At 53.2% G+C, this 14,055-nt stretch carries 13 protein-coding genes; 6 read left to right on the plus strand and 7 right to left on the minus strand.

The window, feature by feature from the left end; all coding sequences use genetic code 11:
- Positions 1-98: 98 nt before the first annotated feature.
- Positions 99-872: a WecB/TagA/CpsF family glycosyltransferase gene (locus tag RHH27_RS04170; RefSeq protein ID WP_302678936.1), complete on the plus strand. Its 774-nt coding sequence runs from the start codon at positions 99-101 to the stop codon at positions 870-872.
- Here RHH27_RS04170 and RHH27_RS04175 read toward each other — a convergent pair.
- Complete coding sequence (locus RHH27_RS04175; RefSeq protein WP_302678937.1) at positions 840-2,087, minus strand: YcjF family protein; 1,248 nt, start codon at positions 2,085-2,087, stop codon at positions 840-842. The genes RHH27_RS04170 and RHH27_RS04175 overlap by 33 nt on opposite strands.
- Before the next feature lie 360 nt (positions 2,088-2,447).
- Here RHH27_RS04175 and hisA point away from each other — a divergent pair, with 360 nt between their 5' ends.
- Together hisA and RHH27_RS04185 are read left to right on the plus strand one after the other, a co-directional pair.
- Positions 2,448-3,221 (plus strand): 1-(5-phosphoribosyl)-5-[(5-phosphoribosylamino)methylideneamino]imidazole-4-carboxamide isomerase, encoded by a 774-nt coding sequence (gene hisA, locus RHH27_RS04180; protein WP_206201198.1) that lies wholly within the window; start codon positions 2,448-2,450, stop codon positions 3,219-3,221.
- 38 nt (positions 3,222-3,259) lie between these two features.
- Positions 3,260-5,071 (plus strand): ABC transporter ATP-binding protein, encoded by a 1,812-nt coding sequence (locus tag RHH27_RS04185; RefSeq protein WP_302678938.1) that lies wholly within the window; start codon positions 3,260-3,262, stop codon positions 5,069-5,071.
- Here the strand turns inward: RHH27_RS04185 and ppk1 are convergent.
- Entirely contained in the window at positions 5,068-7,266 is a 2,199-nt protein-coding gene (gene ppk1, locus RHH27_RS04190; RefSeq protein ID WP_302679148.1) for a polyphosphate kinase 1, read from the minus strand. The two genes, RHH27_RS04185 and ppk1, sit on opposite strands and share 4 nt — an antisense overlap.
- Before the next feature lie 132 nt (positions 7,267-7,398).
- Between ppk1 and lysS the strand changes: the two genes are divergently transcribed.
- The 3 genes from lysS to RHH27_RS04205 all read left to right on the plus strand — a co-directional run bounded on the left by lysS (position 7,399) and on the right by RHH27_RS04205 (position 10,112).
- On the plus strand, positions 7,399-8,919 hold the full coding sequence (lysS, locus tag RHH27_RS04195; protein ID WP_302678939.1) for a lysine--tRNA ligase: 1,521 nt from the start codon (positions 7,399-7,401) through the stop codon (positions 8,917-8,919).
- 76 nt (positions 8,920-8,995) lie between these two features.
- The gene (gene clpS / locus RHH27_RS04200; RefSeq protein ID WP_024123996.1) at positions 8,996-9,277 is read left to right on the plus strand and encodes an ATP-dependent Clp protease adapter ClpS; all 282 of its coding nucleotides are present in this window, start codon (positions 8,996-8,998) and stop codon (positions 9,275-9,277) included.
- A 28-nt stretch (positions 9,278-9,305) separates the two neighbouring features.
- A complete protein-coding gene (locus RHH27_RS04205) occupies positions 9,306-10,112 on the plus strand; it encodes a CPBP family intramembrane glutamic endopeptidase (protein WP_302678940.1) in 807 nt (268 codons plus the stop codon).
- Here the strand turns inward: RHH27_RS04205 and RHH27_RS04210 are convergent.
- From RHH27_RS04210 to RHH27_RS04230, 5 genes are all read right to left on the minus strand, one after another.
- Positions 10,084-11,412: a 16S rRNA (cytosine(967)-C(5))-methyltransferase gene (locus RHH27_RS04210; protein ID WP_302678941.1), complete on the minus strand. Its 1,329-nt coding sequence runs from the start codon at positions 11,410-11,412 to the stop codon at positions 10,084-10,086. The two genes, RHH27_RS04205 and RHH27_RS04210, sit on opposite strands and share 29 nt — an antisense overlap.
- Complete coding sequence (locus RHH27_RS04215) at positions 11,403-11,861, minus strand: DUF3531 family protein (RefSeq protein ID WP_149820062.1); 459 nt, start codon at positions 11,859-11,861, stop codon at positions 11,403-11,405. The genes RHH27_RS04210 and RHH27_RS04215 overlap by 10 nt, the downstream gene beginning before the upstream one ends.
- Positions 11,858-12,418 (minus strand): glutathione S-transferase family protein, encoded by a 561-nt coding sequence (locus RHH27_RS04220; protein WP_302678942.1) that lies wholly within the window; start codon positions 12,416-12,418, stop codon positions 11,858-11,860. Before RHH27_RS04220 ends, RHH27_RS04215 begins: the two co-directional genes overlap by 4 nt.
- Before the next feature lie 94 nt (positions 12,419-12,512).
- On the minus strand, positions 12,513-13,148 hold the full coding sequence (gene bioD, locus RHH27_RS04225) for a dethiobiotin synthase (protein ID WP_310801534.1): 636 nt from the start codon (positions 13,146-13,148) through the stop codon (positions 12,513-12,515).
- A gap of 100 nt (positions 13,149-13,248) precedes the next feature.
- On the minus strand, positions 13,249-13,890 hold the full coding sequence (locus RHH27_RS04230) for an L-threonylcarbamoyladenylate synthase (protein ID WP_302678944.1): 642 nt from the start codon (positions 13,888-13,890) through the stop codon (positions 13,249-13,251).
- Positions 13,891-14,055: the final 165 nt, after the last annotated feature.

Consider the following 14,055-nt stretch of genomic DNA (forward strand, 5'->3'; position numbering starts at 1 on the left):
ACAACATGACATCTGCTTTGCATTGTCGGATGTTCACTTCGGTTCTGCAACCAATGTCCTACGCTGGAATCAAGTGAAACATGCGGAGTAGCCCCAGCGTGGAGTCGGCGCACATTTTAGGGACACGGATTGATGTCACCACCTACAACCAAGCCTGTGATCTAATCGCTGAGTGGATTGCTCAAGGCAAGGGGGGCTATGTGGTTGCCGCGAATGTTCATGTGGTGATGACGGGGGTGTGGCGATCGCCCTTTCAACGGGTGGTGAATGGTGCCCAACTGGTGACCTCTGACGGCATGCCCTTGGTGTGGGGCTTACGGCTCTTGGACTTTCCGCAAGCAGAGCGGGTCTATGGACCGGATTTGATGCTGGCGTTGTGCGATCGCGCCCAAGAGGAAGGCTGGCGTATTTTCCTCTATGGCAGTGCACCCCTCGTGTTAGAGCGGCTGCAACGAAATCTGCGAGAGCGCTTTCCCAAAATGCAGTTTGTGGGTGCCTACGCGCCTCCCTTTCGTCCCTTGACCCCTGAGGAGGAGGCCAGCGATCGCCAGCGCATTCTTGATAGCGGTGCTGATCTGGTTTTTGTCAGCCTTGGCTGTCCCAAGCAGGAGGAGTGGATGGCTCGCCAAAGCCCTTTTCTGCCGATTGTCTTGGTGGGTGTGGGAGCGGCCTTTAATTTTCACAGTGGCGTTGTGGCGCAAGCGCCTCGCTGGATGATGGCGATCGGTCTGGAGTGGCTCTTTCGACTCCTGCAAGAACCCCGCCGCCTCTGGCAACGCTATCTGCTGAACAATCCCGCATTTGTTGTGCTTTTTGCCGCTCAACTCCTGCGTTACTGGCTAGGCCGACGGCAAGGCAAGAGACTGTCCTAGGGTTTGCAAGGGAGAGCGTCCCACCTGTTGCTGTGCCCACTGAAGGCTTTGCTGCAATCGAGTCACCAAGGGCAGAGATTTTGCTTGGGGAGCAGTCTCAAAGTAATGGATCAAACTCAAGCCACTCAAGCGCAACACATAGGCTGCCGTTGCCCCCTGTAAACAGCTCCCTGCCAAATAGGTGAGGGAATTGCCCTTGAGCCACTGTCCTAGGGATTGGGTGCCCAGTTCCACAGCCCCCAACTGCACCATTAGCCGCAATAGCTCCTTGGCAAGGGGTTCAGCATCCGCCAAGCGAAAGGAGCGTTGGTAGATTTGACCGAGATCCCACGTGAGGCGCACCAATAGCCCCCCGGCCATGACGAGATCCAGAAGCGGAAGAGGATTCACTGCCGTTGCCGCCGCTGCCAGCCATTGGTAGCGTTCAATGATCGGGGTGGCTCGTTCTTGGCGATACTGGTTGAGGGCGGATTGCGCCTGTTGATGGAGTTGTTGGGCACGGCGATAGGTGCCGGCTAAGACCAGATTCGCTCGCTGTTGGGTGAGACAGTGCAGCACTGCGGAGGTGAGTTCTTGGGGATTGTGGGGTGTAAAGGGAATGAGTTGATCTTGTCCAATCTGGAGTTGTTGCAGTTGCTGCTGTAAATGCACTGCCACGCGATCGCAAAGCGCGCCCTTCGGGCGATCGCGCTCCTGCACCATTTCTGGATACCACACCACAAGAACGTGATAATGGCTTGCTTGCAATACCCGCAGCATCTCAAACTCACTGGCGGTAAGGGCACCCGTTACGGTCAAAAGCACTAAGTCTGCCTGGGGCACCGTTGCCAATGTTTGCTGCTGAAACGTACAGCTATCGAGGGGTAGGGTAGCGACGGCATTGTACACCCGATTGAGAGCATAGGCCGATTGCCCGAGAACACACACCTCAACCGTTGGGCTATCTAACCGCTGTTGGAGTTGGCTGTGGGCTGATTGTAGGGAGGCTTGGCGCTCTATGGGAAGTTCCTGCAAAAGGTTCCGCGTGTCTGCCAGTTGCTTTTCCAGTAATTGAGGATGCAGAGAAGGTTGAGGGGGAGCCGGGTTTGGCGCAGCGGGCGATCGCCGCCAGTACCAATAGCCCAACCCTAGACCAAGAATCAGCAGCCATCCCCACGGATGGTCATTCACCCAGCCACTCAACAACAAGAGAATAATGGCGGCAGCAACAGCCATGTCCTTGTACCCCAAGCAAATCCTTTTTTTGTTAGCTTACCGTGACTGGTGAGCAGCACTCAAATTCCCAAGGCTCGAGGAAATGCAGCCTGAATTTTCTGTCCACCTATGAAGGTTTCCCCACCTGCTGCACGAGGATCTGGGGGACATGTTCAAACGGAATCCCATTAAATCTGTTGCATAATCACGCGATCGCCACAGGAATTTAGACAGGGCGCGGCCTTCAATGGGTGGCTCTTGTCAATTCAGGAACGAAGGGGACTATGTTAGCAATCCTCCGATGCGCTTCACCCCTTGTGACTGCTAGGATGGGAGTTACGCTCAAATTTTCAATTTTTCAATTAAGGATTTCTGACGCCAATGGATGTTATCCCCGCCATTGATTTACTTGACGGCAAATGTGTGCGCCTAGTGCAAGGGGACTATGGTAAGGTCAAGGTTTTTCATGATGATCCTCTAAAAGTTGCCCTCTACTGGCAGCGGTTGGGTGCTCCCCGCTTGCATGTCGTTGACCTAGATGCAGCCAAAACGGGCGAACCGCGAAATTATGATCTGATTGCCAAGATCGTCGCCTCCCTTGAAATTCCTGTGCAGGTGGGGGGTGGCTTGCGATCGCGCCAAGCAGTGGCTGATCTCTTTCTCCAAGGTGTCAATCGTGCCATTTTGGGTACCGTGGCTCTTGAGGATCCAGAGCTAGTGGCCAGTTTGGCCGCAGAATACCCCGGACGCATTTGGGTAGGGCTGGATGCTCGCGATGGCTATGTGGCAACGCGGGGTTGGCTAGACACCTCAACGATCTTGGCCACCGATCTTGCCCAAAAAATGGCAACAATGGGGGTAGCAGGGTTGGTTTACACCGATATTCAGCGGGATGGCACTCTCCAAGGGCCGAATATTCCAGCACTGCGGCAGTTATTGGCGGCAACCGATCGCCCGGTCATTGCATCGGGTGGCGTGGGTTCCCTCACAGATATTCTCAGTCTCTTTGCCCTCAGTCCCCAAGGGTTATCGGGGGTGATCGTCGGTAAGGCACTTTATACCAAAGCAGTGGATTTGCGGGAAGCGGTTCGGGCTGTCGGTCAAGGTCGCTGGCAAGATATTCCGCCAGATTTGGGAAGCACGACTTGGGCATAAGTAGCCTAAGATCAAGGCGTTGTTACCCCTAAAACGGAATGTTAAAGCACCCTGCACTGCGCTCCCTTGGCAAAATTTGGCGACTACTGGATCGGGGCGATCGCTGGCAACTGGCAGGCATTGGTGTCTTGATGCTCATTGGCAGTATTTGGGAAGCCTTGGGGGTGGGTTTGGTGCTGCCCTTTATTGCTGTCGTCGAAAAACCGGAACGCTTAAACGCCCTCCTATTTTGGCGAGAGGTTCCTCTAACCCCTGCAGAGCAATCCCAGTGGCTATTGATCCTCAGTGCTGCTCTAGGGCTTTTATATGTGGGCAAGAACCTGTTTATTGCCTTGAGCACCTATCTTCAGTTGGAGTTTCTGAACAGTAAGTACCGCAAGTTCTCAAGTTTATTATTGCAATCCTATCTCTACAAACCCTACACATTTCACCTACAAAACAATACTGCTAAACTAATCCAGAATGTAAATACTGAAATAAATAATGTTTTTAATTTGTATCTCCTGCCTTTATTAGTTATTTTTTCTGAATCTCTAATTGTTTTTGCCATATTTTCAGTCATTATTTGGAGTAACCCTCTCATCTCAATCTTGGTTATTATCCTAATCTCAACTCTATCCTTGCTTTTCTTTCAAGCCTTTCGCCATAAGCTCAAGGAAGTGGGTCAACGTCGCATTGATTATGCTCAAAAATCGATCCAAAGTATTAGTGAGAGTTTGGGCGGCATCAAAGAAGCGAAAGTCCTAGGTCGCGAGCAGCAATTCCTGAAGACCTATGCTGAAAACATGACTGAAGACCGCAAAGCAAACTTAGTTTTGCAGTTTATTCAGCAGTTACCCCGTGCTTATTTTGAAACGTTAGCTGTTCTCACAATTATTCTTATTGTTATCCTCAACTTGCTTCAGCGGGGCAACGTGGCACAAGTTCTGCCGCTAATTTCTCTATTTGCAGCTGCAGCGTTTCGTCTGTTGCCATCGGCAACTCGCTTAACCAACAACCTTAACTCCGTTATTTACTATTCTGCTTCTGTTGATTTGTTGTATGACGATCTTTTAGAAGCCAGAATGTTGCAGGCTCCCTCTACCGCTGCTGCAGCAGCAGAGCCAATTTTTCAGGATCGCCTCGAACTAATTGATCTGCACTACACCTATCCCAATGCCCCTCGGCCAGCCCTCTGTGGGGTTTCTCTGACTATCAAACAGGGGGAAATGGTTGGCTTCGTTGGAGCCTCAGGGGCAGGGAAAACCACGATTGTCGATCTAATTTTGGGACTCCTAGAACCTTCTCAAGGGGATATTCGTGTGGATGGTGAGAGTATTTACCACAACCTTGCCCAATGGCAACGGCAGATTGGCTATATTCCCCAAACCATTTATCTTTCCGATGACACGCTGCGCCACAACATTGCCTTTGGCTTACCGGCAGAGGCCATTGATGAAACGGCTTTGTGGGCGGCGGTAGAAGCGGCTCAGTTATCCACGTTTGTCCGTACTCTGCCTGAGGGACTAGATACCGTTGTGGGTGAACGGGGGGTGCGCCTTTCGGGAGGACAGCGCCAGCGAATTGGCATTGCCCGCGCCCTTTACCACAACCCCTCAGTGCTCATTATGGATGAAGCAACAGCGGCTCTTGACAATCAAACGGAAGCGGGAGTGATGGATGCGATTCAAGCCCTTAGTGGTGCAAAAACCATTATTATGATTGCCCACCGCCTCAGCACTGTCATGGCGTGCGATCGCCTGTACCTAATGGCCAATGGCCAAGTGGCGGCTGTCGGGAGCTACCAAGAACTCCTGCAAAACAGTCCAGACTTTCGAGCCATGGCGCAAGGGTATGCAGGCGCTAGCTAGCGGCTCGCTTCTACTTCCTTGAGGGTACGTGCCATTAAAACACGGTGGGTACCGCGTTCGGGTTCGCCGGAGGCTGGCTGTCGTTGCTGGTAGGTGCCATCGGGTTGCAGCTCCCACGCTTGGCGATTGTCTGCCAACATAATTTCCAGCAGCTCTTTGAGTTCCAGTTGAATGGTTGGATCTTGAATGGGGGTAATGGCTTCAACGCGGCGGTCTAAGTTGCGCGATCGCCAGTCGGCACTGCCAATGTAGTACTCTGGCTCGCCATTGTTGCCAAAGTAGAAAATCCGTGAGTGCTCCAAAAAGCGGCCAATGATACTAATCACCCGAATGCGATCGCTCACCCCCGGTACCCCCGGCCGCAGACAGCACATGCCACGAATAATTAGATCAATTTCTACCCCTGCTTGGGACGCCTCATAGAGGGCACGAATCACCTGCGTATCTGTGATCGCATTCATCTTGGCAATAATTCGGCCGGGGTGACCATTGCGGGCGTGTTCAATCTCACGGTAAATCAATTGCAGCGTGCGATCGCGCATTGTAACCGGGGCAACGAGAAGCTGGCGATAATCCCGTTGGCGGGAATAGCCCGTGAGCACATTAAAGAGTTCCGAGAGATCCGCTCCTAACTCGTCACGGCAGGAAAACAGCCCTAGGTCCTCATAGAGGCCAGCAGTTTTGGGATTGTAATTGCCCGTGCCAATGTGGACATAGCGACGAATTTGCCCCGCCTCTTGGCGCACAACCAAAACCGTTTTTGTGTGGGTCTTGAGACCCGGTACGCCATAGACCACGTGGACGCCCACTTTTTCCAGCTTCCGTGCCCAGAGGATATTGTTCTCCTCGTCAAAGCGCGCCTTCAGTTCCACCAAGACCGCCACCTGTTTGCCATTCTCTGCGGCTTTAATCAGGGCACTGACAATCGGCGAGTCCCCTGAGGTGCGATAGAGGGTCATTTTAATCGCCAGCACCTGGGGATCGTGGGCCGCCAAGGTGATAAAGCGCTGCACCGTTGCCGCAAAGGAATGGTAGGGGTGGTGCACCAGAATATCTCCCTCCCGAATCAGGCTAAATAGTTCATTGGCCACGGCTTCCCAGTAGTCGGTGCCCAAAGTTGTAATCTCACTGGTGGTGTCAAACATTGACTCCCGCTCTTCCACCCGCTGAAAACGGGGAGGCACTTGGGGGTGCCATTCCGAATCCTTCAAGTGGGGCAGGGGCAAGCTCATAAAGGCAAACAAATCATTGAGGCACAACAGACCATCCAGTTCATAGACATCAATCTCCTCAAGATCCATCTCTTCCATCAGGGTTTGCCTCAGAAGCGGTGGAATGCCCCGCTGCACCTCTAGACGCACCACAGAGCCGAAGCGCCGTTTACGAATTTCCTGCTCAATGGCAATCAGTAAATCATCCGCCTTGTCCGTTTCTAGTTCGAGGTCAGCACTACGGGTAATGCGAAAGGCAAAGTAGGCCTGAATCTCCATCCCCGGAAAGAGGGCACTGAGGTTGTGGGCAATCATTTCTTCGAGGGGAACGCCTAGCCAATGGGCACCTTGAGGCGAGTGCAAATGTTGGGGCAGGGCAACAAAGCGCGGAAACCGATTCGGTACCTTCACCCGTGCCAGTCGCTCTTGGCCAGATTCGGGATCACGGATCAGAACCGCAAGGTTGAGGCTGAGGCTAGAGATATAGGGAAAGGGGTGCGCCGGATCGACTGCTAAGGGGGTGAGCACCGGAAAAACTTGCGCTTGGAAGTAGTCGTTGAGGTAGGCCTGCTGCTCAGGGGTCAACTCATTAAAGCGGGTGAGAAAAATGGCTTCCTTGGCCAAGAGAGCACGCAATTCTTGGTCGAAATAGCGGTGTTGCTCAGTAACGATTGGTAGCAGATATTGCCGCACTGCTTGTAATTGCTCCGCTGGGGGCATGCCATCGGCTCCCCCTTGAACAATGCCACTTTCCACTTGCTGCTTCAAACCCGCCACCCGCACCATGAAAAATTCATCTAAGTTGGAACTGAAAATGGCCATAAATTTCAGCCGCTCTAGGAGCGGTGTGCGGGGGTCATAGGCCTCGTGGAGTACCCGCTTATTAAATTCCAGCCAACTCAGGGAGCGGTTGAAGTAGTACTGCGGATCATGCAGATCAATGGGTTCGGGAGTTTTACGGCGAGGGGACTTCGCAGGGGTCATAGCCGTTTGTTCTACGTTGTCGGTTGCACTAGCATCCACTGTACTCGATTCCCCTTTAGCAGCGTTGGTACCGATTCCAGAGCGTACAATGAGAAGGTTAAGGTTTGCTAATCGTGGAGAGTTTCTACCAATATGGCCGACGTGGGGGCAACGGGAGCCGAAATTCGGGCAACACGGATTGAGAAAGCCAAAACACTGCAAGCACAGGGCATGAACCCCTATGCCTATCGTTGGGAGCGCACCCATACTGCAGCAGTTCTGCAAGAAAAATATGCTCACTTGGCCGCTGGCGAAGCGGTGGGCGATCGCGTCAGTGTCGCCGGTCGGATTATGGCGCGGCGCGTCTTTGGCAAGCTGGCCTTTTTTACACTTCAGGACGACAGCGGCACAATTCAGCTTTACCTCGATAAGCAAACCATTAGCCAAGGCATGGGGGAAGCCGCCTTTGCCGATTTGAAACACCTGACGGATGTCGGCGATATCCTTGGCGCTGTGGGCACCCTCAAGCGCACAGAAAAGGGTGAACTCTCGGTTGTGGTGGAATCCTACACCATGCTCACGAAGTCATTGCTGCCTCTGCCGGACAAGTGGCACGGCCTCACGGATGTGGAAAAACGCTATCGTCAGCGCTATGTGGATCTCATTGTCAACCCCCACGTACGCGATACGTTCCGCAAGCGAGCACTGATCACCGCCGCCATTCGCCGCTACCTCAATGAACAAGGCTTTATTGAAATTGAAACGCCGGTGCTACAGGCGGAAGCCGGGGGAGCCGAGGCTCGTCCTTTCATTACCTATCACAACACGCTGGAGATGCAGCTTTATTTGCGCATTGCCACAGAACTGCACCTGAAGCGCCTGATTGTCGGTGGTTTTGAGAAGGTCTATGAACTGGGGCGCATCTTTCGCAATGAGGGCATCTCAACCAAGCACAACCCTGAATTTACGTCCATTGAGGTCTATCAGGCCTACGCCGACTACAACGATATGATGACGCTGACGGAGGCAATCATCACCACAGCAGCGATGGAGGTGTTGGGCACGCTCAAGATGACTTATCAAGGGGAAACGATTGATCTGACGCCCCCATGGCGACGGGTGACCATGCACGATGCAGTGTTGCAAGCCACTGGGATTGATTTTCGCCAATTGTGCGATCTAGCAGCGGCGAAGAAAGCAGCCCAAAAAGCAGGGGTAAAAGACTTAGACGCCTGTGACACGATTGGCCGAGTGCTTAACGAAGTGTTTGAGCAGACTGTTGAATCGACATTGATTCAACCCACCTTTGTTCTTGACTATCCTGTGGAGATTTCCCCCTTGGCCAAGCCCCACCGCAGCCAACCGGGACTGGTGGAGCGATTTGAATTATTTATCGTTGGTCGCGAACACGCCAATAGTTTTTCGGAGTTAACGGATCCATTGGATCAACGGCAACGCTTGGAGGAACAGGCACGGCGCAAAGCGGCTGGGGATTTGGAAGCCCACAGTGTTGATGAAGATTTCCTCACAGCTCTAGAGCATGGAATGCCACCCACAGGAGGCCTAGGGATTGGTATTGACCGCTTGGTGATGTTGCTGACGGATTCCCCCAGTATTCGCGATGTGATTGCTTTCCCACTGTTGCGTCCGGAATCGGCAAGTGGTCAAGTTTGATCCGTTTGCTAAAATCTTAATCATATTTGCTGAATTCCTGATACTGAATGTCCACTGAATGGAGGCATGGCCAACAATGTCAGTGCAAACCATTGAAAAACCAGCAACCGTTCGCAAGTTGGCGCCCCGCTATCGTGTGCTCCTTCACAATGACAATGTCAATTCCATGGAGTATGTGGTGGAGGTATTGCTGAAGACGGTGCCGAGCCTCACCCAACCCCAAGCCGTGGATATCATGATGGAGGCGCACCTGACGGGGGTGGCCTTGGTGATCACCTGTGCCCTTGAGCATGCTGAATTTTATTGTGAAGGCCTGAAAATGGCAGGGCTGACGAGTACCATTGAACCGACTGAATAGGCCAATTTTCGCTCAATTTTGGCGGCAAATGATCCGCCGTCCCTTCTGGATTCGCATCGTTAGTTTTGCCCTAACGCTGGTGCTGCTGTGGCTGCCCATCGGTTTGAGCATCTATTTTCTCTGGGGAGAGGGCGGTGCTGCCAGCTTTGTCAATATGGGGCTGTTGTACCTCATCTTTATTCTCTTGCTGCGAGTCTGGGGACGGCGGGTACACCAACAGCGATCGCCCCTAGTGTTTTATGGCCTTAAGGGGGGGTGGAACTTTGGGCGGGATACCCTGCTGGGCTGGCTGGCGGGGGTGTTTTTGGTTGCCCTGCTATTTCTCATCGAAGGACTCTTGGGCTGGATAACGTGGCAGGGGCTACCGGATCGCTTTGGGCTACTGCTGTTGGATGGCGTCCTCACCGGTGTTGCTGTGGGCTTTGCTGAGGAATTGCTGTTTCGCGGCTGGCTGTTGCAGGAGCTAGAGCTAGAGTACCAACCATGGTTTGCCTTGGTGCTCAATGGCCTGATCTTTGCCGCGTTGCACTATCTGCATCCCTTGGAGGTCATTTTGGCCACATGGCCGCAGTTTTTCGGCTTGGCACTGTTGGGCTGGATTCTTGGTTTGAGTAAATGGATCTTTGGCGGACGATTGGGCTTTCCCATGGGACTCCACGGTGGCTTGGTCTGGGCTTATTTTGGTGTCAACGTGGGCAAATTGGTGAGCTATACGGGGGTAGCGCCAGAGTGGCTAACCGGCATCAATGGCAACCCGATCGCTGGCCTGATGGGGGTAGGTCTTTTAATTTTGGTGGCCTTGGGGCTTAGCTACCGCGTCGCAACCGCACCATAAAAAAGCCATCCATATCGTGCCGTTGCGGCCACACGGTGATCCAGCCTTCGGGGGTAGCTTTGAGGGGAAAGGTTGGGGGTGGCGGCTCAATGTGCCACTGGGGATGGTGAGCTAAAAAGTGTTGAATCTGGGCTTCATTTTCGGCAGGTTCTAGGCTACAGGTGGCATAGACAAGCAAACCTTGGGGTTTCACCCACTGGCAAACATTGGCTAAGAGTTGAGCTTGCAGGGGCACTAGTTCAGCCAAGCGTGTTCTCAGGGGTTGCCAGCGGCTATCGGCATGGCGGTGGAGGGTACCTGTACCGGAGCAGGGCACATCTAAAAGAACGCGATCGCCCATCGCTGCAAAATCCCCTGCTGTTGAACTATCAAGGGTGTGAATTTCAATACTCTTCAGGCCGAGGCGATCGCGATTTTGCGCCAACTTCCGCAGGCGACTGGGGGTGCGATCGCAGGCAATGACGCGGCCTTGGTCAGCCATCAACTCAGCAATATGCGTGGTTTTACCCCCCGGGGCTGCACAGGCATCAATCACGACTTCACCGGGCTGCGGAGCCAGCAAATGACTGACCCACTGCGCTGCCCGATCCTGAACTGACCAGTGGCCTGCGGCATAACTAGGGAGTGACTGCATGGGTTGGCCACAGTGGGGCAGGACGAGTCCTTGGGGCAAGTCGGGAATCGGTTTGACGCCACAGCCTGCCGCCGCAAAGTCAGCCATCAGTTGGTTAGTCGTTGTCCGCAATGGATTGAGGCGCAGATCAAGGCGGGGGGGATGATTAAACCACTGACAGAGGGCAATACACTCCTGTTGTCCTAAACGCTCCAACCAAGATGCAATCAGCTCATCGGGAAAGCTATAGCGACATCCCAGTTGGGAGACCAAGGGCAGGGGAGCAATGAGAGCCTCAAGGGGATCGGTGGTGGAGCGGCTGTAACGGCGCAAGACCCCATTCACCAGTTTGGCAAAGCCGCCTAAACCCATCTCTTTGACCAGTTCAACACTGGTGTCCACGGCAGCATGGGGGGGAACGCGATCCAGATAGCGCAATTGGTAGAGGCCAAGGCGCAACACTAACTGTACCTTCAAGGGCGGCAGTTGCTGACAAAACCCCTGAACAAGGGTATCTAGGGTGCGCTGTTGGCGGATAGTCCCATAGACCAGTTCAGTGATCAGGGCGCGATCGCCTTCCTTGAGAGACCGCTGCTGCAACACCTGATGAAGTGCCACATCGGCATAGGCTCCCTTGGCCACCCGTTCTAGGGCATCGAGGGCAAGACGCCGCGCACTTAGTTCCACGCCGATTGTTCAATCATTTCCCGCTGTTCACTGGTGGCGATCGGCCATTCGGGGTTGTCACCGCCAATGACAAGCGTTTTTAAGGGTACATAGTCCTCACTGAATTGATTGAGGGCATTAATCAGGACATCCAAGGCTAAAGCGTCACTGGTGCCCAAGTCAAACCAGCAGCGTGCCCAGCGATCGTTGTATTCAAACTCGCCCATATTGTGCATCACGGCCATCATCGAACTGTCGGCTTGGGCGCGATCGTACTCTAGGTAACTGAGGTCTAACCCCGTTTCCTGGACTTGGAGATTCTCAGCATTGAATCCCCCCAGCTTCCCGAGGAAAAACCACGAGTTAAACACTTCCTCAAGGTACTGCTGCTCAACGGATGAAGGCGGTGCGGCAAATTCCACCCAAATCCATAAATCAAAGGGATCGACCTCACGAAAGATCACATTCATACCCCAGCCCCCAGTAAGCCTTTCTGGAATGCAGGCCGTTGTTGCAAGCGAGCCACGTAGTCCGCCACTGCAGGATAGGGACTCAAATCCACCTGAAAGAGCATCTGTAGATAGGCCAGCACTGACCCGAGGGCGACATCGGCAACGGAAAAGTCATTGCCGAGAATGTAGGATTGCCCCATGAGGGCGGTCTCAATGCCTTTGAGTAGTCGCGGCAGCTGGCGATCGCGCGTTTCAGGCGGAAACATTGCCTGTGTCAAGGTGGAATTGGCAAACAGCACCCACTGATAAACTTGGGCAGCGGCAGCCGCATCCTTGGGTAATTTACCGTGAACTTGGGCAAGATAAAGCAAAATCGCCCCCGATTCCCAGAGCACGACATCCCCATCAACAATCACAGGCACTTTACCCATGGGGTTGAGTTTGAGAAAGTCGGGCTGATGTTGCTCCCCGGCTTGTAGATCCATCAGCACAAATTCATAGGGAATTCCCAATTCTTCTAAATACCAGCGAACAATACTGGCGCGGGATTTAGCACCACCATAGAGCTTTAGCATAGGTCAGTTGCAGCGATCGACGTGTCAATGAAATCTAAATCATTTTTATTATGCGCTTTGATTAGCCTCAAAATAATTTCCCGGCTCGCCGTCCTCAACGCCAAAGCAGATGCAGCGGCCATTCAGCCACTATTTCCGCCAACTGTTCATTGGAGTGTTGACCACAGGGCAGTACCCCCAGCACGGGCACTTGGGTAAAACGGCTGAGAAATTCTGGTGGTGTCCACTGCACAATATCCGTGTCGCTACAGGGGGTGACACAGTTGAGAATCAGACCGCGAATGTCCAGCTTGTACTGCCGTGCAAGGGCAATATTGGCCACAATTTGGGCGATCGCCCCCAAGCGCACCGTTGCCACCAAGACAATGGGCAACTTCCAAGCGGCTGCCAAGTCCGCCACCGTCCACTCCCAAGTCATGGGCGACCCTAGACCGCCAATCCCTTCCACTAAAAGGTAATCAAATCGCTGCTGAAGCTGCTGGTAGGTGTGCCACACAGGGGCTAAATCAATCGTGCGCTGTTCCAACTCAGCGGCAATGGGAGGCGCAAGGGGTGCTGCAAAACTGAGGGGACACACTTCACTGGCGGTTTGTTGCAGAGGCAGAGTTTGGCAGTAGTAGTCACCGTCTCCGATTTCGACCGCAGTACCGCTCTGCATTGGTTTGAGAATGCCCCAGCGTTCTTGGGGACGATAGCGATGGGCGTAAGACCACAGTGCCCGCGTGATCATCGTTTTGCCCACACCGGTATCCACACCCGTAATCAGTAGGGACTGGCAATGCTGAGAAATAGTGACGCCCCCCTAACGCGAAAATGCTCAATCATTATATCTATTTCATTAAATGTGACGGCAAAATAATGTTGGGCAATATTGGTCGCAAGTCATCCACAGACACAGGGCCAAAGTTCATAATGGTTGGGTATTCAAGGGTGAAGTCCACGAGGGTTCCCCGCCGTCCATAGGCACAGCGCCCCCCATCCACAATCAGCGGCACTTGCTCGCCATAGTATTTTTGGGCGTCCTCAAAGCTGACAATGAGTTCCGTCCCCACTTTCACCGTTGCTGCCACCAAAAAGAAGGGCAAGGCACCCACGAGATCGTAGATAAAGCGATCGGGACAAGCGAGATAGACACAATCAAAACCCTGCGTAATTTGTGGGTCTAGGTGGGGCTTGCCCTTGACAATCATAGTGACGGGGTAGGGAAAGTGAGCCAGCAGGGTTTTTGCCTCTTGGGAGAGGTCTGCCACTTCAGCCGCGCGATCGCCCCGGGTGAGAATGGCTAAGGGCTGTTCCGTACTAAAGTGCTTGAGACGACGCAGCTTCGCGATCGCCCTTGGACTCGTGCCGTTGACGACAAAGCTATAGACCGTGGCCATGGGCAGAATAATGACATGATCCTGCTGCAAGTGGGTTTGAATGGTTTGAAAGCTGCGAGTATCAGCGGGGAGCGATCGCGCCAAGGTGGTCATGTTTGGTACTCCGAAAATCATTAGGCAGTAAATGCGCCCTTGATCTCTAGTCTATGCTCAATAGGTTTTAGGGGGAGTTGAGAATAGATTGCGTTTAATGATGAGTCTGATAAGCATGATCGCAAGCGGTGCAGTTTCAACTACCCTAGGAAATAGTCCTTAATG

The sequence above is a fragment of the Thermosynechococcus sp. PP555 genome, from assembly GCF_031583225.1.
In the GTDB taxonomy this organism is placed as follows: Bacteria; Cyanobacteriota; Cyanobacteriia; order Thermosynechococcales; family Thermosynechococcaceae; genus Thermosynechococcus.